21 protein-coding genes are annotated in these 24901 nt (G+C 52.8%); 10 read left to right on the top strand and 11 right to left on the bottom strand.

Annotated elements, in window-relative coordinates; genetic code table 11:
* Nucleotides 1-13: 13 nt before the first annotated feature.
* Complete coding sequence (locus FHW74_RS05245; RefSeq protein WP_183169481.1) at nt 14-1171, top strand: CdaR family transcriptional regulator; 1158 nt, start codon at nt 14-16, stop codon at nt 1169-1171.
* Between the two features lie 39 nt (nt 1172-1210).
* On the opposite strand, the gene FHW74_RS05240 is transcribed toward FHW74_RS05245, so the two are convergent.
* The 11 genes from FHW74_RS05240 to map all read right to left on the bottom strand — a co-directional run bounded on the left by FHW74_RS05240 (nt 1211) and on the right by map (nt 14265).
* Nucleotides 1211-1597 carry a DUF3461 family protein gene (locus tag FHW74_RS05240; protein ID WP_183169480.1) on the bottom strand — a complete coding sequence of 129 codons (387 nt, stop codon included), beginning with the start codon at nt 1595-1597 and terminating at the stop codon, nt 1211-1213.
* Nucleotides 1598-1705: 108 nt separating this feature from the next.
* Nucleotides 1706-2530: a 2,3,4,5-tetrahydropyridine-2,6-dicarboxylate N-succinyltransferase gene (dapD, locus tag FHW74_RS05235; RefSeq protein ID WP_125293606.1), complete on the bottom strand. Its 825-nt coding sequence runs from the start codon at nt 2528-2530 to the stop codon at nt 1706-1708.
* Nucleotides 2531-2561: 31 nt separating this feature from the next.
* The gene (gene glnD, locus FHW74_RS05230) at nt 2562-5237 is read right to left on the bottom strand and encodes a bifunctional uridylyltransferase/uridylyl-removing protein GlnD (RefSeq protein WP_183169479.1); all 2676 of its coding nucleotides are present in this window, start codon (nt 5235-5237) and stop codon (nt 2562-2564) included.
* Nucleotides 5238-5395: 158 nt separating this feature from the next.
* Complete coding sequence (locus tag FHW74_RS05225) at nt 5396-6142, bottom strand: FCD domain-containing protein (protein WP_183169478.1); 747 nt, start codon at nt 6140-6142, stop codon at nt 5396-5398.
* A gap of 412 nt (nt 6143-6554) precedes the next feature.
* Nucleotides 6555-7193, bottom strand: a complete 639-nt coding sequence (locus FHW74_RS05220) for a bifunctional 4-hydroxy-2-oxoglutarate aldolase/2-dehydro-3-deoxy-phosphogluconate aldolase (protein ID WP_183169477.1) — start codon at nt 7191-7193, stop codon at nt 6555-6557.
* 42 nt (nt 7194-7235) lie between these two features.
* The gene (locus FHW74_RS05215) at nt 7236-8555 is read right to left on the bottom strand and encodes a gluconate:H+ symporter (protein ID WP_183169476.1); all 1320 of its coding nucleotides are present in this window, start codon (nt 8553-8555) and stop codon (nt 7236-7238) included.
* A gap of 161 nt (nt 8556-8716) precedes the next feature.
* Nucleotides 8717-9475: a 2-dehydro-3-deoxy-D-gluconate 5-dehydrogenase KduD gene (kduD, locus tag FHW74_RS05210; RefSeq protein WP_183169475.1), complete on the bottom strand. Its 759-nt coding sequence runs from the start codon at nt 9473-9475 to the stop codon at nt 8717-8719.
* Between the two features lie 40 nt (nt 9476-9515).
* On the bottom strand, nt 9516-10517 hold the full coding sequence (locus FHW74_RS05205) for a zinc-binding dehydrogenase (RefSeq protein ID WP_183169474.1): 1002 nt from the start codon (nt 10515-10517) through the stop codon (nt 9516-9518).
* 106 nt (nt 10518-10623) lie between these two features.
* The gene (locus FHW74_RS05200) at nt 10624-11577 is read right to left on the bottom strand and encodes a phosphoglycerate dehydrogenase (RefSeq protein ID WP_183169473.1); all 954 of its coding nucleotides are present in this window, start codon (nt 11575-11577) and stop codon (nt 10624-10626) included.
* Between the two features lie 15 nt (nt 11578-11592).
* A complete protein-coding gene (locus tag FHW74_RS05195; protein ID WP_183169472.1) occupies nt 11593-13140 on the bottom strand; it encodes a gluconokinase in 1548 nt (515 codons plus the stop codon).
* A 330-nt stretch (nt 13141-13470) separates the two neighbouring features.
* Nucleotides 13471-14265: a type I methionyl aminopeptidase gene (gene map, locus FHW74_RS05190; protein WP_183169471.1), complete on the bottom strand. Its 795-nt coding sequence runs from the start codon at nt 14263-14265 to the stop codon at nt 13471-13473.
* Nucleotides 14266-14584: 319 nt separating this feature from the next.
* Here map and rpsB point away from each other — a divergent pair, with 319 nt between their 5' ends.
* The 9 genes from rpsB (at nt 14585) to bamA (ending at nt 24803) form a co-directional block, all read left to right on the top strand.
* Nucleotides 14585-15310 carry a 30S ribosomal protein S2 gene (gene rpsB / locus FHW74_RS05185; RefSeq protein WP_002436951.1) on the top strand — a complete coding sequence of 242 codons (726 nt, stop codon included), beginning with the start codon at nt 14585-14587 and terminating at the stop codon, nt 15308-15310.
* Between the two features lie 119 nt (nt 15311-15429).
* The gene (gene tsf / locus FHW74_RS05180) at nt 15430-16281 is read left to right on the top strand and encodes a translation elongation factor Ts (RefSeq protein WP_008501911.1); all 852 of its coding nucleotides are present in this window, start codon (nt 15430-15432) and stop codon (nt 16279-16281) included.
* A 138-nt stretch (nt 16282-16419) separates the two neighbouring features.
* Nucleotides 16420-17145: a UMP kinase gene (gene pyrH / locus FHW74_RS05175; protein ID WP_183169470.1), complete on the top strand. Its 726-nt coding sequence runs from the start codon at nt 16420-16422 to the stop codon at nt 17143-17145.
* A 169-nt stretch (nt 17146-17314) separates the two neighbouring features.
* A complete protein-coding gene (frr, locus tag FHW74_RS05170; RefSeq protein ID WP_002436957.1) occupies nt 17315-17872 on the top strand; it encodes a ribosome recycling factor in 558 nt (185 codons plus the stop codon).
* A 125-nt stretch (nt 17873-17997) separates the two neighbouring features.
* Complete coding sequence (gene ispC / locus FHW74_RS05165; protein WP_183169469.1) at nt 17998-19194, top strand: 1-deoxy-D-xylulose-5-phosphate reductoisomerase; 1197 nt, start codon at nt 17998-18000, stop codon at nt 19192-19194.
* Between the two features lie 188 nt (nt 19195-19382).
* Complete coding sequence (gene ispU / locus FHW74_RS05160; protein ID WP_183169940.1) at nt 19383-20141, top strand: (2E,6E)-farnesyl-diphosphate-specific ditrans,polycis-undecaprenyl-diphosphate synthase; 759 nt, start codon at nt 19383-19385, stop codon at nt 20139-20141.
* 12 nt (nt 20142-20153) lie between these two features.
* Nucleotides 20154-21011 carry a phosphatidate cytidylyltransferase gene (gene cdsA, locus FHW74_RS05155; RefSeq protein ID WP_183169468.1) on the top strand — a complete coding sequence of 286 codons (858 nt, stop codon included), beginning with the start codon at nt 20154-20156 and terminating at the stop codon, nt 21009-21011.
* An 11-nt stretch (nt 21012-21022) separates the two neighbouring features.
* On the top strand, nt 21023-22375 hold the full coding sequence (rseP, locus tag FHW74_RS05150) for a sigma E protease regulator RseP (RefSeq protein WP_183169467.1): 1353 nt from the start codon (nt 21023-21025) through the stop codon (nt 22373-22375).
* Nucleotides 22376-22406: 31 nt separating this feature from the next.
* Entirely contained in the window at nt 22407-24803 is a 2397-nt protein-coding gene (bamA, locus tag FHW74_RS05145; RefSeq protein ID WP_183169466.1) for an outer membrane protein assembly factor BamA, read from the top strand.
* Nucleotides 24804-24901: the final 98 nt, after the last annotated feature.

Here is a 24901-nt window from a genome sequence, read left to right as displayed (position 1 = left end):
GCGGAGGGGCACAATGGCGGGTTGGCATCTTGATACCAAAATGGCGCAGGATATCGTGTCACGCACGATGCGAATCATTGATACCAATATCAACGTTATGGATGCCCGCGGGCGTATCATCGGCAGCGGCGACCAGGAGCGTATTGGTGAATTGCACGAAGGCGCGCTGCTGGTGCTTTCTCAGGGCCGCGTAGTGGATATCGACGATGCGGTGGCGCGCAGCCTGCATGGCGTGCGCCAGGGGATTAACCTGCCGCTGCGTATTGAAGGGGAAATTGTCGGCGTGATCGGCCTGACGGGCGATCCGGCGCATCTGCGCAAGTATGGCGAGCTGGTGTGCATGACGGCAGAAATGATGCTGGAGCAGTCGCGTCTGATGCATATGCTGGCGCAGGATACCCGTCTGCGCGAAGAGCTGGTGATGAACCTGATCCAGACCGAAGAGCACACCCCGGCGCTGATGGAATGGGCGCAGCGTTTAGGCATCGATCTGAACCAGCCGCGCGTGGTCGCCGTGGTGGAAGTAGACAGCGGCCAGCTCGGCGTCGACAGCGCCATGGCGGAGTTGCAACAACTGCAAACCGCGCTCACTACCCCCGAACGCAATAACCTGGTGGCGATTGTGTCGCTGACCGAAATGGTGGTGCTGAAGCCCGCGCTTAATGCCTTTGGCCGCTGGGATGCGGAAGATCATCGTCGCCGCGTCGAGCAGCTTATCGCTCGTATGAAAGAGAGCGGGCATTTGCGTTTTCGCGTGGCGCTCGGCAACTATTTTACTGGCCCCGGCAGCATTGCCCGCTCCTGGCGTACCGCGCGCACGACCATGATGGTAGGCAAACAGCGCATGCCGGACGTGCGCAGCTATTTCTATCAGGATCTGATGCTGCCGGTGCTGCTGGACAGTTTGCGCGGCGGCTGGCAGGCCAACGAACTGGCGCGGCCGCTGGCGAAGCTGAAAGCGATGGACAACAACGGCCTGCTGCGCCGTACCCTGACCGCGTGGTTTCGTCACAACGTACAGCCGCTGGCGACCTCAAAGGCGCTGTTTATCCACCGCAATACGCTGGAATATCGCCTGAACCGGATCTCGGAACTGACCGGGCTGGATTTAGGGAACTTTGACGACAGGCTGCTGTTGTACATCGCGCTTCAGCTTGATGAGCAACGTTAACCGGTAAAGCAGGGCGGGGGAGAACCCGCCCCGAGAGAATTATTTCCGGGTGAGTTTTTCCAGATCGGCTTCGATTTCGTTGATCTTATTGGCGACCACGCTTTCCAGATGGCGCAGATCGTCGAGGATTTTACGCTTCAGATCCACTTCCGTGCGATCGCGCATGCAGATCTGATCCAGCTCGTCGATCACGTAACGCAGATTCGGGCTGATCTCCTGCACTTCTTTGTAACCTTGCCCTACGCCATCAGCCACCACGGTTTTGCGCTGGCGTGGATATTTAAATTTCACGCTCTTGGCAAAAAACTCGCCTTTATCCTTACGGAAGTAGATTTTCAGGATGTCGTTGTTGGCTTCCTGCCGGAGGCTGTACCGGTCAATCTCTTCAGGATTAGTGATCCCCAGACTCTTCAGATTATCGTACATAGCGGTATCCTTAGCGAAACGTTAACCCAGAAATAATTAATGAAATAACCCGTTAATGCCACAACCGGATACAAAAAAGGCGGGTTATCCCGCCTTTTTCCTTCATCTTTAGTCGATAGTGCGAAGCAGCTCATTAATGCCCACTTTGCCGCGGGTTTTAGCATCGACTTTTTTGACGATTACCGCACAGTATAGGCTGTATTTGCCGTCTTTCGAAGGCAGGTTGCCGGAGACCACCACGGAGCCCGCCGGAACGCGGCCATAGTGCACTTCGCCGGTTTCACGGTCGTAAATACGGGTGCTCTGGCCGATGTACACGCCCATGGAAATCACCGAACCTTCTTCCACGATCACGCCTTCCACCACTTCAGAACGTGCGCCGATAAAGCAGTTATCTTCGATGATGGTCGGGTTAGCCTGTAATGGCTCCAGCACGCCGCCGATGCCCACGCCGCCGGACAGGTGAACGTTTTTACCGATCTGCGCGCAGGAGCCCACGGTCGCCCAGGTATCGACCATTGTGCCTTCATCCACGTATGCGCCGATGTTCACATAGGACGGCATCAGCACGGTATTGCGGGCGATAAACGCGCCCTGGCGCACCGCAGCGGGCGGCACCACGCGGAAGCCTTCTTTCTGGAAACGCGCCTGGTCGTAGTCAGCGAATTTCATTGGCACTTTATCGAAGTAGCGGCTTTCGGCACCATCGATCACCTGGTTGTCATTGATGCGGAAAGAAAGCAGCACCGCTTTTTTCAGCCATTGATGCGTCACCCACTGGCCGTCGATCTTCTCTGCCACGCGCAGCGCGCCGGAATCAAGAAGCGCGATAACCTGGTTCACCGCTTCACGGGTTACGGTATCCGCATTCGCGGGAGTGATGTCGGCGCGACGCTCGAAAGCGGCTTCAATAACGTTTTGTAACTGCTGCATTGTCTCTATCCATATTGCGTAAAAAAAATCGTTACCCTTTATCGTTTGGATTGAGGGCGGCTGTCAACCGTTGTTGCACCTCTTGTTGCAGCGCATTATTAAGGGCACGCCGGTCCGCATTCGCGATTATAAATAAATCTTCTACTCGCTCACCAATTGTTGTAATTCTAGCCCCATGGAGCGAAATCCCCAGGTCCGCGAACACCTGGCCGACGCGCGCCAAAAGCCCGGGCTGATCGAGGGCAATCAGCTCCATAAACGATTTTCGATCGGTATGGGTCGGCAAAAAATTGACCTCGGTATCCACGGTAAAGTGGCGCAGTTTAGCGGCCTGGCGGCGCGGCTGCGGCGGATGCCAGGTGCGCTGGGTGATGGCCTGTTCCAGGCCATAGCGAATCGCTTCGTGGCGATCCGCCGCCAGCGGTTTGCCGTCCGGCTCCAGCACGATAAAGGTATCCATCGCCATACCGTCGCGGGTGGTGAAGATCTGCGCGTCGTGGACGCTGAGATTGCGCCGGTCGAGTTCCGCGCACACGGCGGCGAACAGGTAAGGACGGTCCGGGCTCCAGATGAAAATTTCGGTGCCGCCGCGCGTGGCCTGCGGGCTCAACAGGATCAACGGCTTGCTGAGATCGTGTTGCAGCAAGTGGCGCGCATGCCAGGCAAGCTGATTCGGGCTGTGGCGCACAAAATAGTTGGCCCGGCAGCGGGCCCAGATGCGGTGCAGCGCCTCTTCGTCAATGTTGTCCATGCGCAGCAGCGCCAGCGCCTGAAGCTGATGATGACGCACCCGCTCGCGCATGTCCGGCGTGTTCTGCATCCCGCGCCGCAGCTGTTTTTCGGTGGCGAAATAGAGTTCACGCAGCAGACTCTGCTTCCAGCTGTTCCACAGGGTTTCGTTAGTGGCGCAAATATCTGCCACCGTCAGGCATACCAGGAAGCGCAGGCGGTTTTCGGTTTGCACCTCTTCGGCAAACTGCTTGATCACTTCCGGATCCTGAATATCGCGGCGCTGGGCGGTGACCGACATCAGCAAATGATGGCGCACCAGCCAGGCCACCAGCTGCGTTTCCCGCGAATTCAGGCCATGCAGTTCGGCGAACTTCAGCACGTCCTGCGCACCCAGTACCGAGTGGTCGCCGCCCCGGCCTTTAGCGATATCGTGGAACAGCGCGGCGATCAGGATCAGCTCCGGGTGGGTGAGGCGCGGCCAGAGTTCCACGCATAAAGGGTGCTTCTGGCGCGTCTCTTCCAGCGCGAAGCTCTCCAGTTTCTGCATCACCCGGATGGTGTGTTCATCCACCGTATAGGCGTGAAACAGGTCGAACTGCATCTGGCCGACAATATGCGACCACTGCGGCATATAGGCGCCCAGTACGCTGTGGCGGTGCATTGGCAGCAGCCCGCGGCTCACTGCGCCCGGATGGCGCAGCATCGATAAAAACAGGCTGCGCGCCTCAGGGATATAACACAGCGGCTCCGTTAAATGACGGCGCGCGTGGCGCAGATGGCGCAGCGTGGTGGAGTAAATGCCGGTGATGTCGCGGTTGCGCACCATGGCGTAAAACATGCGCAGTATGGCCTGCGGCTCGCGGATAAACAGGTTCTCATCGCGCAGATCGATAAGCGTGCCGCGCAACTGGAAGTCATCATCCAGCGGACGCGGTTTTTCATCGGCGGGCAGTGCCAGAATCGCCTCATCAAACAGTTGCAGCAGCATATGGTTGAGCTCGCCAACCCGGCGCGTCACCCGGTAAAAATCCTTCATCATCTGTTCAACGGGCTCATTGCCGTCGCCCTGGTAGTGCAGGCGCTGGGCCACGCTGAGCTGGCGATCAAACAGCAGACGGTTGTCATAGCGGTTAAGCTCAAGATGCAGCGCGAAGCGAATGCGCCACAGCACGTGTTGGCATTCATCCAGTTCATCGCGTTCGGCTTCAGTCAGAAAGCCGAAACCGACCATTTCGCTCAGCGACGTCGCGCCAAAGTGCCGCCGCGCTACCCACTGTAAGGTGTGGATGTCGCGCAGGCCGCCGGGGCTGCTTTTTATGTCGGGCTCAAGGTTATAGCTGGTGCCGTGGTAGCGCTTATGGCGCTCCTGCTGTTCATCGACTTTGGCGGCGAAAAAACGCTCGGATGGCCAGAAACCTTCTGAAAAAATATGCTTATGCAGCTCCAGGAACAGCGCCACGTCGCCGGTTAACAAGCGGGATTCAATCAGGTTGGTGGCGACGGTGAGATCGGATAACCCCTCCAGCAAGCACTCTTCCAGGGTGCGCACGCTGTGGCCCACTTCCAGCTTCACATCCCACAGCAGGGTCAGCAGCTCGCCGACTTTCTGAGACTGCGCCTCGCTCAACCGCTTGCGGCTCAGGATCAGCAAATCGATATCGGACAGAGGATGCAGTTCGCCGCGCCCGTAGCCGCCTACTGCGACCAGCGCCGCTTCGCTCAGATCGCCAAAGCCGTATTCAATCCACAGGCGCTGTAGCAATTGGTCGATAAATTCGGTGCGTGCTTCAATCAGCGTTTCTGCGGACAGCCCGCTGTCAAAAGCACTGGCCAGCCACTGCTGGAACTCGTCGATATGCGCTTTGATGGCCTGGCAGTGCAGATCCGCCTGCGGCCAGACGCCAGGGTTATCAGGCTGGCCTGGCAGGGTGGGGATAATGGTGCTGACAAAAGGTTCAGGTAAGGTATTACTCATGGCGCCACCCTAAAGAAATAAGTTTGCCCAACGATTCAGGAAACGCGGGTCTGTGACAACAAAGTAAAAAAGTTACGCGCAAATAGAAAGGATCATTTTGTGATAGGCGGTGTAAGGACAAAACCGCTCACCCTGGCAGGTGAGCGGACGAGGGCCGATCAGGACTTTTCTCTGGGAAGATCCAGCGGAATGGATTCAAACAGGAAACGGTCAAAAGTCGGTTGTTCGCTAACGTCCAACTGGCTGGTAACGCGCTGTTTGATATTTTCCAGGTGTTGCCACATGCTTTGCCGGGCCGCAACCGGGTCTTTACGTTGCAGGGCGGCAACGATCTCTTCATGTTCTGCATAACCTTTACGGCTGTACTCTTCCTGATCGGATTCTTTCGTCAGCTTTTGCCAGAGCGGATCGCGATTACGTACGTCCCAGATATAGCGGACAATTTCCGCCAGCAGCGCATTTTGAGTGGATGCCGCAATGGTGCAGTGGAACAGAGTATCCAGTGATTGATCCGGTGGACTATTAAGCAATTTTTTTTCCTGCTCAAGAATTTCATGCAGTTTAGCCAAATCACTTTTGACGATCTGCGTCGCGGCGAAGGCGGCGATATTGGTTTCAATCAGCTGTCTTGCCTGCAAAAGTTCAAACGGGCCCGCTTTATCATTGAGGAAAGAATTGGTGAACAATTCTGTTTTTAAAACATAGACGCCGGAGCTTTTTCTAATATCGATGAAGCCTTCAGCTTCCAATAAAATCATTGATTCCCGGATAACGGCACGACCGACGCCAAAAGTCTCTGACAGGGTTCTTTCAGTAGGTAATTTATCTCCTACTTTATAAACCCCTTCAGATAACTGTTGTTTTATTGCTGTTGCAATCTCTTTGTATAAACGTTTATCGGTCATGTGGAGCAATCCTGTTTTTTTCTTAATTATCAGCACATTCTACAGGCCCGTCAAGCGGCGGCGGCACCCGCTGCGCTGCCGGGTACGTAGCGCCGTATCGGGCAACAGCGGCGACAAGCTAACAATTTAAATATGCAACGGCAATGTTTCTTTTTTGAAAACAGCAGGCGTTAATTGGCTGGATAAAGCCAGTACGGGTTTATTTAATAAATAACTGCCGCCTGGTTGGGAGGGGTATTTAGGTAGGAAATATATTGTACATTTCGAGGGTATATATTTTTTCGTGAAATGATAACTATTCTGTTTAATAAAAATAGAAATAATTAAACCGTTTGGTTTGCTAATCGCCAGGCTCAACATTTGGCGCACCCCATCACGCCGGGGTGCGCCGGTGTTGATTGCGCCCGCGCTCTTAGCGTGCGCCTGCGACGGCTTCCTGCGCCAGGCGAGTTATCTCAGCGAAATCACCTTTTGCAATCACATCCGTTGGCACAAACCATGAACCGCCCACGCAGATGACATTTTTCAACTGCAAATAGTCACGGTAGTTTTTCAGGCTGATGCCGCCGGTCGGGCAGAATTTCACATCCGGCATTGGGCCTGCGAACGCTTTTAACGCGGCCACACCGCCGTTGATTTCCGCCGGGAAGAATTTAAAACTGGTTAATCCGGCTTCTGCGCCCGTCATCAATTCGCCGAGAGTAGCAATACCCGGGATCACAGGAATAGAGCCTTCAACCGCAGCCCTCAATAACGAGGTGGTGAGGCCTGGAGTAATAATAAATTCCACGCCCAGTTCGGAAACTTTTTTGAATTGTTCAAGGGTGGTCACGGTTCCTGCGCCCACCACCGCTTCCGGTACGTGTTCCATAATCAGTTTAATGGCGTCCAGTGCGCAAGCCGTACGCAGCGTGACTTCCAGCGTGCGTACACCACCCGCGACCAGTGCTTTAGCCAGCGGCACCGCATCGTTAATATTTTCGATAACGATAACCGGGACTACCGGGCTTAACGATAAAATGTCTTCAGCAGATCTTTTCCAGTTTTTCATAGCAATACCCTTTTTTCACTCATAAATGTATTACGCAGCGCGTCAGATAAACGCGTTAATCGCCAGGCAGCCAAGCAGGCCGCAAACAGAAATAATGGTTTCCAGCACCGACCAGGATTTGAGGGTTTCTACCACGCTCAGATTGAAATACTCTTTAATCATCCAGAACCCCGGATCGTTGACGTGCGAGAAAAACACGCTACCGGAACCCACCGCCAGCACCATCAGTTCCGGGCTTACGCCGGTGGCCTGAATCAGCGGGAATACGATGCCGCCAGTGGTCAGCGCCGTTACGGTTGCTGAACCCAGCGCCAGGCGCAGGATCACCGCGATAAGCCAGGCGAGAATAATCGGGGAGAAGGAGAACGCATTCATATGGCTGGCGATGTAATCTTTTACTCCGCTGTCGATGAGCACTTGTTTAAATGCGCCGCCTGCGCCAATGATCAGCAGCATCATGGCGATAAGCTTTGCAGAAGCTTCAATACTGGCTGTGATTTCAGCCACGCTTTTGCCGCGTTTGAAGCCGAATGTATACAGCGCGACGATAGCGGCAATCAGGGTGGCGATAACCGGATCGCCGAAGAATTCCGCATATGGCAGTACCGGATGGCCTTTAACGAGCGTCATCTCGAGAATAGCGCGCAAGGCCATAAGAATGACCGGGATCAGCGCGGTAAATACGCTAATACCAAAGCCCGGCATTTCATTTTCGCTAAATTCGCGGTTGGCGAAACCCATATGGATTTCCGGGTTCATATGGCGAATATAGGGAATACGCGAGAAGAATATCCCGGAAATAATAATGCTGGGGACGGCGATAATGACACCGTAAATGAGCGTCCGTCCCATATCCGCGTTAAAGATATTGGCGATAGCCGTCGGGCCGGGATGCGGCGGCAGGAAACAGTGGGTAACCGAAATAGCCGCCGCCATTGGAATACCGACGTACAGCAATGAAATACGCAGTCTCAATGCCAGCGTGATCACCAGCGGCATCAGCAGAATAATCCCAACTTCAAAGAACAGCGCGAAGCCGACGATAAAACCCGTAGCGGCAACGGCTAACTGTATATTTTTCTCGCCGAACCGGTCGACCAGCGTCATAGCAATACGTTGCGCGCCGCCGCTATCGCCAAGCAATTTACCCAGCATCGCGCCAAAGCCCATGATCAGCGCCAGATTGCTTAGCGTACCGCCGACGCCGTGCTTGATGGAGTCCAGTACCCCCAAAACGCTCATTCCCTGAATCAATCCAACAAATAGCGCGACCAGAATTAATGCCACAAAACAGTGGATCTTTAACCGAAGCATTAAGAACAAAAGCAGAGCAACACCTAAGGCAACATATATAAGAGGCATAAGCCGTCATCCTGAGTCATTTTTAATTAATTAAACGCGCAGCCAGGGTCGATAACCTGAAGGTATTCTTTGCGACTGCGCATCTTTTATTTCCGCCAACGTTATGCCGTAGCGCGACCACGACATAACGCCATTGGGTAGGGGAAGTTTCTGTTAAGGGATCAGCGTCCCATCCAGCCGCCATCGACGACAATCGCGTGGCCGTTAATGTAATCAGAAGCCGGAGAGGCCAGGAAAACCGCCGCGCCGCCCAAATCCTCCGGATTGCCCCAGCGTCCAGCCGGGATGCGCTCAAGTATTTGCCGATTGCGTACTTCGTCATTCATCAGCGCGGTGTTCATTTCGGTAGCGATATAGCCGGGTGCGATGCAGTTTACATTCACCCCCTTTGATGCCCACTCATTGGAGAGTGATTTTGAGAAGCCCAGCACTGCCGATTTTGCGGCGGCGTAGGCCGGAATGGTGAGTCCGCCCTGGAAAGAAAGCAGCGAGGCGATGTTGATGATTTTGCCGTAGCCTTTTTCAATCATATGGCGGCCAAACGCCTGGCACATAAAGAACACGGCATTCTGATTGATATCAAGGACGAGATCCCAGTCGGCTTTCGGGAAATTCGCGGACGGGTGGCGACGCTGAATACCGGCATTGTTAACCAGAATATCGATTTTCTGATACTTGCTTAAAATACTGGCGACCAGTTCGTCGTAATTGGCGAAATTCGCCAGATCGAACACCACGGTCTCACAGTTTACGCCCAGGGCGGCGATCTCTTTTTCGGTCTGCTCGTTGCGATCGATATCAACGATAATGATATTCGCGCCTGCGTTCGCCAGGCTTAGGGCAAATGATTTACCTAAGCCGCGCGAACCGCCTGTCACGACGGCATTTTTTCCAGAGAGATCAAAAACGTTATTCTTCATGAGTGGGTCCTTGTAGGTACATTTCTTTGAGTAAGTCGAATTAGCTAAACTGGTACATCACTTTGATGACATCGCCGCCGTTCAGGCAGGTATCAAATCCTTCCTGCGCCTTTTCTGGTGGGTAGACAGTGATCAGGTTGTGATAGGGGAAACCGGAACGGATTAATTTGATGGCGGTTTCGAAGTCGCGTTTGACGTAGACCCGAGTACCGACAATCGTTAGCTCTTTGAATTCGATATCCAGCAGCGCCACTTCGGCAGGTTTTTTATAGGAGCCGACAATTTCGATGGTGCCCTGGACCTTAACAACTTTGGTTAGCACTGCGGCGACAGACGGATGTGCTGCACAGTCGAACACCACATCGGCACCCACTCCACCCGTCAGTGCGAGGATTTTATCCACTACATTGCCGTCAGCAGGGCTTAACGCCGTGAAGCCGCACTCTTTTGCCAGGCCAATACGGTAGGGATTGGTTTCCACCATAATGATTTGTTTCGCGCCGCAGGAAGCGGCTACGCTCGCCACGCAGAAACCGATGGTTCCCGCGCCGAAGACTACAACGCTGTCGCCCGCTTTCATGTTGGCGCGGCTGATAGCGTGCACGCCTACGGCTAAAGGTTCGACGAACGCGCCGATGGTCATCGGCATGTCTTCAGGCAACACGTGCACCACATCTGCAGGAACTTTGACGTATTGGGCCATGCCGCCATCGGTATCGATGCCGTACAGTTTTAAGGTCGCGCAAACGTGGCTGTTGCCGCTTTGACAGGCGTGACAATGCCCGCACGAGATCAGTGGCCGAACAGTGACTTTTGTACCCTTGTTAAAATGGCCGTTGCCTTCTTCTATTACGCCGGAAAACTCGTGACCTGGCACCAGCGGCGCTTTTGCGCGTGGGTGAGCGCCGACGTAAATATTCAGGTCGGAGCCGCAAATACCGGCGTAATGGACTTTAATTAAAACTTCATTACTTTTTATTTCAGGTACGGGAACATCGTCCAGAGATATTTTATTACTGCCATGATACACAATAGCTTTCATATCCTCTCCTTAGTGAGATTTGTCTATCTTTTAAAATAAGTATGAGCAGGCCCTGACTGCGATAATTTGCAGCGTCAGTGATACTATTTTTTAGTAAAATTAATGGTTAGTTAATTTGGTATAAATTATCTTCCCCGGATAAGGCGCGAACGATTTCTTCTGCGGCGATAATTAATGTTTTATCGGCGGCTTCTTTGGTAAATGCGCCGGTGTGCGGCGTCATAATGACGTTGTCCAGTTCAAAAAAACGCTCATCTAAAAATGGCTCGGAAGCAAAGGCGTCTAATCCGGCACCACCCAGATAATGATTATTCAAGGCTTCATACAGGGCATCGTCGTCAATTAACTCGCCACGTGCGGTATTAATAATAAATGCTCCAGGCTTCATTTTCGCAATGGTGTCGCGATTGATCATATGCCAGGTGTCCGGGTTGGCAGGCAGGTGTAGTGAGATAAAATCTGCCTGACGATAAATCTCGTCCAGATTGCTGATGTATTTAACGCCATGATCCTCGATCAGTTCCTGAGAGGGATGCAGATCGTAAGCGATAACCCTCATGCCAAACGAGCGGCAGCGCACGGCCAGATGACGTCCGATTGCACCGGTTCCCAGAATGCCTATCGTTTTGCCGTGCAATTCAATACCTGATACCCGTTGCCATGATTTTTCCCGTACGCTTTTATCCATTAAATGGATACGGCGGGATAATCCGGTAATAAATGAAAATGCCAGTTCGCATACTGATAAACTATTTGCGCCAGGGGTGATGGTGACGCGAATATTTTTCTCGCGGGCCATTTTTAAATCGACTTTATCGTAACCGACCCCATTGCGGGCAATTATTTTTAACGTCGGTGCGGCGGCCTGAATAACATCGGCATTAATTTCATCGAGACCCGCCAGCATGGCACCGATTCCTTTTACCATGGGAACCAGTTCACTGGATTTTAGCGGTTTTTGCGGGGTGACCATTTTTAATTCGTGGCCCGCATCGGTTAATATTTTTTGTGCCTGTTCGCAATCAGGGAACGCTCTTGAGGTTGTTAATACCACAGCCATGTTGCAAAACTCCTGTTACATAGATTGATGTTGTTCGCGTTGGAAATCGGCGATGGCTTTAAATTGTTCTTGCAGATTCCAGTAAGTATTGAGGTAAATCGCATAAAGCCGATCGTAGGCTTCTTTATTATTGCCATTGGGATAATAAGTTTTACGAATACCAATTAAATCGCTGGCGTTATCAAGGCTCTCAATATCGCCCAATGCATAGAATCCCATAATCGCGGCGCCGTAAGCTGCGCCTTCATCCACGTCGGGAACATTAATTTCCCGCCCCAGCACATCTGAGAGAATTTGCAGCCAGATGGGTGAATGGGTGAAACTCCCGCTGACGCGAATTTGCTCTACCGCGCCGGTCAGTTCTTCCAGTGACTCCAGTACGCTGCGCATCCGATAACAAATGCCTTCCAGGGTGGCGCGAATAATATGGCGTTTATCGTGGTTAAGCGTCAGGCCAAGCATCGTGCCTCGTGCGTTGGCGTTCCAGTAAGGTGCGCGTTCCCCGGTAAAGAAGGGCAGAATAATCAGGCCATCTGCGCCGGCAGAAACTTTCTCGGCATAGGAGGTGAGTAGGGCGTAGGGATTGAGGCCGAGTTTGTCCGCCACGCGCTGCTCAGTTTCGGCAAATTTATCTCTGGCCCAGCGGAACGATACGCCGCCGTTGTTGATAGCTCCGCCGAGCATCCAGCGATCGTCGGTCACGTTGTAGCACCAGGTGCGACGTTTATTATCGGTGCGCGGATCTTTTGAAGCCATGCGGATCGCGCCGCTGGTGCCGATGGTGATATTAATCTGGCCTGGCCGGATCGCGCCGACGCCGATATTGGCCATCATGCCGTCCCCTGCGCCTATGATCACCGGAACCCGATGCTCCAGCCCTAAACGCTTCGCCGCTGCTTCAGTCAAATACTCGTAATGCGTGGTGGAAACCACTTTCACCATGCGATCTTCATCCAGTCCCAGCAGCGCGAGGATCTCTTTATCCCATTCCAGCGTCTGAATGTTGTAGCAGCCGCTGCCGCTGGCGATAGAACGATCCACGACGCGTACACCGGTTAAATGGTGAAAGACAAAGTCTTTGATCGTGCCAAATCTGGCCGCTTTGCAAAAAACATCTGGCTGCTTTTTCTTCAGCCAGTACATTTTCAGCAGTGAATACATCGGATGGATGGGACAGCCAGTGCGATGGTACAGGCTCTCAATGTTGATGAGCGCTTTAACTTCATCAAGATAAATCTGGCTACGAGAGTCACCCCAGGTCATTAAACGCGTCAGAGGCACTCCTTCTTCCGATACGGCCAGAAAGCTGTGCAATACTGAACTTATCGATATTCCTTTGATATATTTAGATTTTTCACCCAGTTCACTGACGGTTCTTTTTATTACCGTCATCGTAGACAGCAGAATCGAATGGGCGTCTTGTTCCGCAATTCCGGTCTGGTCAGTGAATAGCGGGTATTCCACGGTGGCAATGGCGGCGCCAGTTGACTGGCCATGTTGGTAAGCAACAGATCTTACTCCGGTAGTACCAATATCTATTCCTATTATGATTCTAATGGTCATTATTTGCTTTCTCACCTGTGCTATTTTTAGTATTGGTTGGCCAATAATCTGGTTGTGATACTACCAATAAATTGAGTGAAAACTGTGCAGCGAGTCACGTTGTGAATTGCATTTTTTTATTTTGTATTTATATCAATGAGTTGATTGAGTGATTATTTTGGCTCTACCAAATGTGTTCAAGCTTATTTCTAAAATTGGTAGGGTCAATTTCGACTAAAAGGCGGAATTTGGTCGGGGCAAGATATGCAGAAGATAAATGAAGGGTAGGGAGCGAGAAATAAAAATGGCCCTGAATCAGGGCCATAAAAAATTGAGGGCTGAGATTGCTGTTCAGGATTCGGCGGTCAGTACAGCCGGGATAGTGTCATCCTTACGCAGCGTCAGGATCTCGCAGCCGGTTTCGGTCACCACAATCGTGTGCTCGTACTGCGCTGACAGGCTGCGGTCTTTGGTTTTTACTGTCCAGCCGTCTTTCATGGTGCGGATGCGGTAATCGCCCGCGTTGACCATCGGCTCAATAGTAAAGGTCATCCCGGCCTGCAACACTACGCCGCCGTCATCAGCATCGTAGTGCAGCACCTGCGGCTCTTCGTGGAATACGCGGCCAATGCCGTGTCCGCAATATTCGCGCACCACGGAGAAGCCTTCCGCTTCGACGAATTTCTGGATCGCCGCGCCCAGGGTGCGCAGACGAATACCCGGTTTCACCATGCGCAGCGCCAGGTAGAGGCTCTCCTGGGTGACGCGGCACAGGCGCTCGCCCAGAATGGTCGGTTTGCCGACGATAAACATTTTCGAGGTATCGCCGTGATAGTCGTCTTTGATCACGGTGACGTCGATGTTGACGATGTCGCCGTCTTTCAGCAGTTTTTCATCGTCCGGAATGCCGTGGCACACCACTTCGTTAATCGAGATACAGACCGATTTCGGAAAACCGTGGTAGTCAAGGCACGCGGATACCGCGTGTTGGGTGTTCACGATGTAATCGTTGCAGATCCGGTCGAGTTCGCCGGTGCTGATGCCTGGCTTAACGTGAGGTTCGATCATCTCCAGCACCTCGGCGGCAAGACGGCCGGCGACACGCATTTTTTCGATTTCGTCAGGAGTTTTAATAGAAATAGCCATGAATAACGTCCGCTAATGTCGTTACGTCGACAAGATTTAAGCAAGTAATAACAATGTTAACAGGGCGGCAGGGCTGAGCCAAATTGAGATTTAATCTGGCTAACGCAGCGTGAAGTACTGTTGGTGTCTTAACGGGTTTTATGGTATAAAGCGCGCCGGACTTCTGTTCCGCATTTACTACACGCTGCGGCGCAGAAGCGACATTCTCACTATGTGTAACAACACACACGTATCGGCACATATTCCGGGGTGCCCTTCGGGGTCGGTAATATGGGATACGTGGAGGCATAACCCCAACTTTTATATAGAGGTTTTAAACATGGCAACTGTTTCCATGCGCGACATGCTCAAGGCTGGTGTTCACTTCGGTCACCAGACCCGTTACTGGAACCCGAAAATGAAGCCGTTCATCTTCGGTGCGCGTAACAAAGTTCACATCATCAACCTTGAGCAAACTGTACCGATGTTCAACGACGCCCTGGCTGAGCTGAACAAAATTGCTGCTCGCAAAGGCAAAATCCTGTTCGTTGGTACTAAACGCGCTGCAAGCGAAGCTGTGAAAGAAGCTGCCGAAAGCTGCGACCAGTTCTTCGTAAACCACCGTTGGTTAGGTGGTATGCTGACTAACTGGAAAACCGTTCGTCAGTCCATCAAACGCCTGAAAGATCTGGAAACTCAGTCTCAGGACGGTACTTTCGACAAGCTGACCAAGAAAGAAGCGCTGATGCGTACCCGTGAGCTGGAAAAACTGGAAAACAGCCTGGGCGGTATTAAAGACATGGGTGGCCTGCCGGACGCTCTGTTTGTTATCGATGCTGACCACGAACACATCGCGATTAAAGAAGCAAACAACCTGGGTATCCCGGTATTTGCTATCGTTGATACCAACTCTGATCCGGATGGCGTTGATTTCGTTATCCCGGGTAACGACGATGCAATCCGTGCTGTGACCCTGTACCTGAACGCGGTAGCGACCACCGTTCGCGAAGCACGCTCTCAGGACCTGGCTTCTCAGGCTGAAGAAAGCTTTGTAGAAGCTGAATAATAAGGTTTTAGCCCTTATTTGACCGTGTATAGATAGGGGCCTTTTTATGGCCCCTTTTTCTCTTTTATATTTGCCTGGCGTTAGCCGCCGGGTAGATCAAATCTCCCGAGGATTTAAGAATGGCTGAAATTACCGCATCCCTGGTAAAAGAGCTGCGTGAGCGTACTGGCGCAGGCATGATGGATTGCAAAAAAGCGCTGACTGAAGCGAACGGCGACATCGAGCTGGCAATCGAAAACATGCGTAAATCCGGCGCGATCAAAGCCGCTAAGAAAGCAGGCAACGTTGCCGCTGACGGCGTGATCATCACCAAGATCGACGGCAACTACGGCATCATTCTGGAAGTTAACTGCCAGACTGACTTCGTTGCTAAAGACGGTGGTTTCCAGGCGTTCGCGAACAAAGTTCTGGACGCAGCGGTTGCTGGCAAAATCACTGACGTTGAAGTTCTGAAAGCACAGTTCGAAGAAGAGCGTGTTGCTCTGGTTGCGAAAATCGGCGAGAACATCAACATCCGTCGCGTGGCTTCCCTGGAAGGCGACGTTCTGGGTTCTTACCAGCACGGCGCGCGTATCGGCGTTCTGGTTGCTGCGAAAGGCGCTGACGAAGAGCTGGTTAAACAGCTGGCTATGCACATCGCTGCAAGCAAGCCGGAATTCGTTAAGCCGGAAGACGTGTCTGCTGAAGTGGTAGAAAAAGAGTACCAGGTTCAGCTGGACATCGCTATGCAGTCTGGCAAGCCGAAAGAAATCGCAGAGAAAATGGTTGAAGGCCGCATGAAGAAATTCACCGGCGAAGTTTCTCTGACTGGCCAGCCTTTCGTAATGGATCCGAGCAAATCCGTTGCTCAGCTGCTGAAAGAGCACAACGCTGACGTGACTGGCTTCATCCGCTTCGAAGTGGGCGAAGGCATCGAGAAAGTTGAGACTGACTTCGCAGCAGAAGTTGCTGCAATGTCCAAGCAGTCTTAATGCAGTAAGGAGCCGCCTGAGGGCGGCTCTGTTTTATCAGTTGAACATTCAGTTTGCTCCCAATGCGCGCGAACTGAAAAGCGGCATATCATGTCGTCTCCAAACCATCCCATTCGTTGACAGTTCCAGGAAAGAAACATGGCTACCAATGCAAAACCCGTCTATAAACGCATTCTGCTCAAACTGAGTGGCGAAGCACTGCAAGGTGCGGAAGGCTTCGGTATTGATGCGAGCATACTGGATCGCATGGCTCAGGAAATTAAAGAGCTGGTTGAACTCGGTATTCAGGTTGGGGTGGTGATTGGCGGCGGTAACCTGTTCCGTGGCGCAGGCCTGGCGAAAGCGGGGATGAACCGCGTGGTCGGCGACCATATGGGGATGCTGGCGACCGTGATGAATGGCCTGGCGATGCGTGATGCGCTGCACCGCGCCTATGTTAACGCGCGCCTGATGTCGGCCATCCCGCTGAACGGCGTGTGCGATAACTACAGCTGGGCGGAGGCGATCAGCCTGCTGCGCAACAACCGCGTGGTGATCCTCTCTGCGGGGACCGGCAATCCTTTCTTCACCACCGATTCCGCAGCCTGCCTGCGCGGCATCGAAATCGAAGCCGACGTGGTGCTGAAAGCCACCAAAGTGGACGGCGTGTTCTCCGCCGATCCGATGAAAGATCCGACAGCAACCCTGTACGATCAATTGAGCTATCAGGAAGTGCTGGAAAAAGAATTGAAAGTCATGGATTTAGCGGCGTTTACCCTGGCCCGTGACCACAAAATGCCGATCCGCGTGTTTAATATGAACAAGCCGGGCGCGCTGCGTCGGGTTGTGATGGGCGAAAAAGAAGGCACATTAATCACGGAATAATTTCCGTAAGCGACAATTCGGGGTAAAATTCCGTTTCATTGTCGGTTCAGTTGGCGGATTATCTGCCGGGTGCCATGAATTAATCGGGCTATACTTATCACACTGCGTTTCACGTCGTCAGGCGAGCGTGTGTGGCCTGCCCAACTATCAGTTTTCAAGGACTCGTAACGTGATTAGCGAAATCAAAAAAGATGCTGAAGTGCGTATGGAAAAATGCGTCGAAGCATTCAAAAACCAAATCAGCAAAATCCGTACTGGCCGTGCTTCCCCAAGCCTGCTGGATGGTATTATCGTTGAATACTACGGCACGCCAACGCCGCTGCGTCAGCTGGCGAGCGTGACGGTAGAAGACACCCGCACGCTGAAGATCAACGTATTTGATCGTTCGATGGGCCCGGCGGTTGAGAAAGCGATTATGGCGTCTGACCTCGGTCTGAACCCAAGTTCTGCGGGTTCTGATATCCGTGTTCCACTGCCTCCGCTGACCGAAGAACGCCGTAAAGATCTGATCAAAGTAGTGCGCGGCGAAGCTGAACAGGCGCGTGTTGCGGTGCGTAACGTGCGTCGTGACGCTAACGATAAAGTAAAAGCGCTGCTGAAAGATAAAGAAATCAGCGAAGATGATGACCGCCGCTCCCAGGACGACGTTCAGAAAGCGACTGATGCCGCTATCAAGAAAGTAGATGCCGCGCTGGCAGAGAAAGAAACTGAGTTAATGCAGTTCTAATTCTCGCCTTGCGAATGTGAACGCCGTACAGGAAAGCCGCTTAGCGGTGTTTTCTTACGGCGTTTTGCATTTAATCCACGCCTGAAACGCGTGATGACTTTTCCCTTTTCCTCACCGAGCGCCTGATGAAGCATTTGACCATTCTTGGCTCTACCGGATCTATCGGTTGCAGCACACTTGACGTTGTTCGCCACAATCCACAACAGTATGTCGTCACCGCGCTGGTGGCGGGCAAAAACGTAACGCGCATGGCTGAGCAGTGCCTCGAATTCACTCCGCGTTTTGCGGTGATGGATGACGACGCCAGCGCCTCGGCGCTGAAATCGTTGCTGCGTGAAAAGGGGAGTGCGACCGAGGTGCTTTCCGGACGGCAGGCGGCCTGCGATATGGCGGCGCTCGATGACGTCGACCAGGTTATGGCGGCGATTGTCGGCGCGGCGGGATTATTGCCCACGCTTGCCGCTATTCGCGCCGGTAAACAGATCCTGCTGGCCAATAAAGAATCACTCGTCACCTGTGGCCGTCTGTTTATGGATGCCGTGAAGCAAAGCGGCGCCCGCCTTCTGCCGGTAGACAGCGAGCATAACGCTATTTTTCAGAGTTTACCGGAAACAATCCAGCGTCAGCTGGGGTACGCTGACCTTGAGGAAAACGGCATTTCGTCGATTATCCTCACCGGGTCGGGCGGACCTTTTCGCGAGACCGCACTGGCTGAACTGGCGGGTATGACGCCGGATCAAGCCTGTCGGCATCCGAACTGGTCGATGGGGCGTAAAATCTCCGTCGATTCCGCCACGATGATGAACAAAGGTCTCGAATATATTGAAGCCCGCTGGCTTTTCAATGCGCCAGCCAGCCGTATGGAAGTGTTGATTCATCCTCAGTCCGTGATTCATTCAATGGTTCGCTATGTGGATGGCAGCGTACTCGCACAGCTGGGTGAACCGGATATGCGTACGCCTATCGCCCATACTATGGCCTGGCCGGCGCGTGTGAGCTCCGGGGTGAAACCGCTGGATTTCTGTAAAGCGGGCCCGTTGAGCTTTATTGAGCCAGACTACCAGCGCTACCCGTGCCTGAAGCTGGCGATGGACGCGTTTGAACAAGGCCAGGCGGCAACCACCGCCCTGAATGCTGCGAATGAAATTACCGTTCAGGCCTTCCTCGATCAGCAGATCCGTTTCACTGACATTGCTGCGCTGAATGCCCAGGTATTAGGCATGATGATCTTGTCTGAACCACGCTCGGTGGACGAGGTATTAGCCGTTGATGAGGAAGCGCGCAAGGTTGCGCATCAGGAAGTGATGCGCTTCGCAAGCTGATGATTATTCATCCCACAAAAGCCATGTTATTTGTTAGCGTCTGGCTTCAGTGATATAGTCTGCGCCACCCTAACTGGGGGTAAAAGGCTATCAAGGCCGGGTTCGCCGTGGTAAACACGGCGTTTTTGTGTAGAGGCTTCAGTATTTCTGAGTACCGTTTACTCCTTATCGGGGAAAAAGAACGCGTTATGTTGTCTGCGAATCAACCAGTAAACGAAAATCTGCCTGCTTCCGGGGCCCGCCATGTCGCTATTATTATGGATGGCAACGGGCGCTGGGCGAAACGGCAAGGAAAAATCCGCGCCTTTGGCCATAAAGCGGGGGCGAAGTCGGTTCGCCGCGCCGTTTCGTTTGCTGCAAATCATGGTATCGATGCGCTGACTCTGTATGCATTCAGCAGTGAAAACTGGAATCGACCGGCTCAGGAAGTTAGCGCCTTAATGGAGCTGTTTGTCTGGGCGTTAGATAGTGAAGTCAAGAACTTACATCGTCATAACGTCCGGCTGCGCATCATTGGCGATATCAGTCGATTCAATACCCGTTTGCAAGAGCGTATTCATAAAGCCGAAGCCTTAACCAGTAAAAATACCGGCCTTACGCTCAACATCGCCGCGAATTATGGCGGACGTTGGGATATTATTCAGGGAGTGCGGCGTTTAGCTGAGCAAGTGCAGGAAGGGCTATTGCGCCCGGATCAGATTAGCGAAGATTTGCTCAGCGAGCAGATCTGCATGCATGAGCTGGCTCCCGTAGATTTAGTGATTAGGACAGGGGGAGAGCATCGTATCAGTAACTTTCTGATTTGGCAGATCGCCTATGCAGAACTTTATTTTACCGATGTTCTTTGGCCTGATTTTGATGAACAAGACTTTGAAGGTGCATTGAATGCCTTTGCCAATCGTGAGCGTCGATTTGGTGGGACTGTGTCCGGTGACAATGAAGCCTGATGGGGGTAGCTTTTGCTGAAGTATCGCCTGATTTCTGCTTTCATTTTAATTCCGGTCGTCATTGCCGCACTGTTCTTCTTGCCGCTGATTGGCTTCGCCATCACTACTCTGGTGGTGTGCATGCTGGCAGCCTGGGAGTGGGGGCAACTGAGCGGGTTTGTTAACCGTACTCAACGGGTGTGGCTGGCGGTGCTTTGTGGCCTGCTGCTTGCGCTGATGCTGTTCACGCTGCCCGAATATCACTATGGCGTCGATATCGCGGTTGTCGAGGGCGCGTTGTGGCTGTCTCTTTTCTGGTGGCTTGCCGCCTTGTTGCTGGTGCTTTTTTATCCGGCTTCCGCCGCTTTCTGGCGCAATTCTAAAGCCTTGCGTCTGGCGTTTGGTTTAATGACTATCGTGCCTTTTTTCTGGGGCATGGTGGCGCTGCGCGGCTGGCATTACGACGCCAATCATTACTACGGCGCCATCTGGCTGCTGTATGTGATGATTCTGGTGTGGGGCGCGGATTCCGGCGCTTACATGTTCGGTAAATTATTTGGTAAACATAAGCTTGCGCCAAAGGTTTCGCCCGGTAAAACCTGGCAGGGCTTTATTGGCGGCCTGTTTACCGCCGCGGTGATTTCCTGGATTTACGGCGTGGTGGTGAATCTTGAAGTCGCGCCGTCAACCTTGCTGATATGCTCTGTGGTTGCCGCGCTGGCTTCGGTGCTGGGCGACCTCACCGAAAGTATGTTTAAACGCGAAGCGGGTATTAAGGATAGTGGGAATCTTATACCCGGCCACGGCGGTATCCTCGATCGTATCGACAGCCTGACGGCTGCCGTGCCGGTGTTCGCGTGTCTGATGCTGTTAGTTTTCAGAACGATTTAACGGAATAATTTATGCTGAGCATTCTCTGGAATTTGGCCGCTTTCATCATCGCGCTGGGTGTTCTTATTACCGTGCATGAGTTTGGCCATTTCTGGGTGGCTCGCAAGGCGGGCGTTCGTGTTGAACGCTTCTCCATCGGTTTTGGTAAAGCCCTGTGGCGGCGCACCGACCGCCAGGGCACAGAATACGTTATCGCCGTTATCCCTCTTGGGGGATATGTCAAAATGCTGGATGAGCGCGTTGAAACGGTAATTCCGGAAATGCGCCACCAGGCATTCAATAACAAAACCGTCGGCCAGCGCGCGGCGATCATTGCCGCAGGTCCGATAGCCAACTTCCTGTTTGCTATCGTCGCTTATTGGCTGGTTTTCATGATCGGTATTCCCAGCGTTAAGCCAGTAATTGGTGAAATAACGCCCAACTCCATCGCGGCGCAGGCACAAATTGCGCCTGGCATGGAACTTAAATCCGTTGAGGGTATCGAAACGCCTGACTGGGATAGCGTTCGTCTTGAGCTGGTGGCGAAAATCGGCGATGACAGCGTGACGTTGGGTGTGGGGCCGTTCGGCAGTACGCAACAAACCAATAAAACGCTGGATCTCAAGAACTGGCATTTTGAGCCTGATAAAGAAGATCCGGTGGCCTCTTTAGGCATCAGACCCTACGGACCGAAGATTGAACCGGTGCTGGCTGAAGTCCAGGCTGATTCAGCCGCCAGCAAAGCGGGTTTGCAAGCAGGCGACAGGATCGTTAAAGTCGATGGTCAGCCGCTGGCGAACTGGATGGCTTTCGTCACGCTGGTGCGCGACAACCCGGCGCGGAAGTTGGCGGTAGAGATTGAACGGCAAGGGAATCCCTTGTCAGTAACCCTGATTCCGGATACAAAAGCCGGTGACGGGAAGGCGGAAGGGTTTGCCGGCGTGGTGCCGAAAGTGATCCCGCTGCCAGATGAGTATAAAACAGTGCGCCAGTATGGGCCGTTTGCCGCTATCATCGAAGCCACGGATAAAACCTGGCAGTTGATGAAGTTGACGGTCAATATGCTGGGGAAATTGATAACCGGTGATGTCAAACTGAACAACCTCAGTGGGCCAATTTCGATTGCTCAAGGGGCAGGGATGTCAGCGGAGTATGGGTTGATCTATTACCTGATGTTCTTGGCGCTGATAAGCGTGAACTTAGGGATAATCAACCTGTTCCCGTTACCCGTATTGGACGGTGGGCATTTGCTTTTTTTAGCGATAGAGAAGCTAAAGGGCGGGCCGGTTTCCGAGCGAGTTCAAGACTTTAGTTATCGCATTGGCTCGATTTTGCTGGTGCTGTTAATGGGGCTTGCACTTTTCAATGATTTCTCTCGGTTATAGAGAGCCAGGTTAGGAAGAGCGCATTACAACGATGGCGATTAAAAAATTGCTCATAGCGTCGCTGCTGTTCAGCAGCGCTACTGTATACGGTGCAGACGGTTTCGTAGTGAGAGATATTCATTTCGAAGGGCTGCAGCGAGTCGCCGTTGGTGCGGCCCTCCTCAGCATGCCGGTCCGCGTCGGTGATACGGTTAATGATGAAGACATCAGTAACACGATCCGTTCGCTCTTTGCCACAGGCAACTTTGAAGACGTCCGCGTACTGCGCGACGGCGATACGCTGCTTGTTCAGGTAAAAGAACGGCCGACCATTGCCAGCATCACGTTCTCCGGCAACAAGTCGGTTAAAGACGATATGCTGAAGCAAAACCTGGAGGCTTCTGGCGTTCGCGTCGGCGAATCTCTCGACCGCACGACCCTTTCCGATATCGAAAAAGGTCTCGAAGATTTCTACTACAGCGTGGGTAAATACAGCGCCAGCGTAAAAGCCGTTGTGACCCCGCTGCCGCGTAACCGCGTGGATTTGAAACTGGTCTTCCAGGAAGGCGTATCCGCCACCATTCAGCAAATCAACATCGTGGGCAACCATGCGTTCACCACTGAAGAGCTGATCTCCAACTTCCAACTGCGCGATGAAGTACCGTGGTGGAACGTGGTGGGCGACCGTAAATACCAGAAGCAAAAATTGCAGGGCGACCTTGAAACTCTGCGCAGCTACTATCTGGATCGCGGCTATGCGCGCTTCAACATTGATTCGACTCAGGTCAGCCTGACGCCGGATAAGAAGAGCATCTACGTGACCGTTAACGTCACCGAAGGCGATCAGTACAAAATTTCCGGCGTTGAAGTGAGCGGCAACCTGGCCGGCCACTCCGCAGAAATTGAAACACTGACCAAAATGCAGCCGGGCGAGCTCTACAACGGCACCAAAGTGACCAAAATGGAAGACGACATTAAAAAGCTTCTTGGTCGCTACGGCTACGCCTACCCGCGCGTGCAAACCCAGCCTGAAATTAACGAGAATGACAAAACGGTCAAACTGCATGTAAACGTGGATTCGGGTAACCGCTTCTACGTGCGCAAAATCCGTTTCGAAGGCAACGACACCTCGAAAGACGAAGTGCTGCGCCGTGAAATGCGTCAGATGGAAGGCGCATGGTTGGGCAGCGATCTGGTTGATCAGGGTAAAGAGCGTTTGAATCGCCTGGGCTACTTTGAAACCGTAGACACCGACACCCAACGCGTGCCGGGCCAGCCGGATCAGGTTGACGTGGTGTATAAGGTTAAAGAGCGTAACACCGGTAGTTTCAACTTCGGTGTGGGCTACGGTACCGAAAGCGGTGTCAGCTTCCAGGTGGGTGTGCAACAGGATAACTGGTTAGGTACTGGCTATTCTGTCGGTATTAACGGCACCAAAAACGACTATCAGACCTATTCTGAATTCTCCGTCACTAACCCGTACTTCACCGTGGATGGTGTTAGTCTTGGCGGACGCATTTTCTATAATGACTTTAAAGCGGACGACGCCGATCTGTCCTCGTACACCAACAAAAGTTATGGTGTAGACGGCACGCTGGGCTTCCCGATTAACGAATACAATACGCTGCGCGCAGGCTTAGGCTACGTCCATAACGACCTGTCTAACATGCAGCCGCAGGTTGCGATGGATCGTTATCTTGATTCGCTCGGTCAGAAAGACGGTAGCGAACGTGGCTTTACCGCCGACGATTTCACCTTCAACTACGGCTGGACCTATAACAAGCTGGACCGCGGTTTCTTCCCGACTGAAGGTTCGCGCGTTAACCTGAACGGTAAGGTCACCATCCCTGGCTCGGATAACGAGTTCTATAAAGTCACTCTCGATACGGCAACCTATGTGCCGATTGATGATGACCATAAGTGGGTGGTTCTGGGACGTACCCGTTGGGGTTATGGCGATGGTCTGAGCGGCAAAGAGATGCCGTTCTATGAAAACTTCTATGCGGGCGGCTCCAGCACCGTACGTGGTTTCCAGTCGAACAACATCGGTCCTAAAGCTGTTTATAAAGGTCCGGGCGAAGATAATTGCGAAAATAGCGCATACTGTTCATCTGACGATGCGGTAGGTGGGAACGCGATGGGTGTCGCCAGCCTGGAATTCATCACCCCGACGCCGTTCCTCAGCGATAAATATGCGAACTCGGTACGTACCTCGCTGTTTGTTGATGCGGGTACTGTGTGGGATACCAACTGGGACAACACCGCGGATATGCGTGCGGCGGGCGTTCCGGACTACAGCGATCCAGGCAACATCCGTATGTCTGCGGGTATCGCGTTGCAATGGATGTCACCGTTGGGTCCGTTGGTGTTCTCTTATGCGCAGCCGTTTAAAAAGTATGATGGAGACAGTGCAGAACAGTTCCAGTTTAACATCGGTAAAACCTGGTAATTGTTTGACGCGAAGGAATGCATTAGCAGTGTAGCGATGACTTTTGGCGGGTGTTACACCCGCCAGGCCACGCAAAGAACGGTACCTTCAGGTACTAA

Origin of the sequence: Atlantibacter sp. RC6, from assembly GCF_014193285.1 — a bacterium.
Classification (GTDB): domain Bacteria; phylum Pseudomonadota; class Gammaproteobacteria; order Enterobacterales; family Enterobacteriaceae; genus Atlantibacter.
Note: the sequence above shows the minus strand (reverse complement) of the source record. Positions and strands in the feature narration are given on the sequence as shown.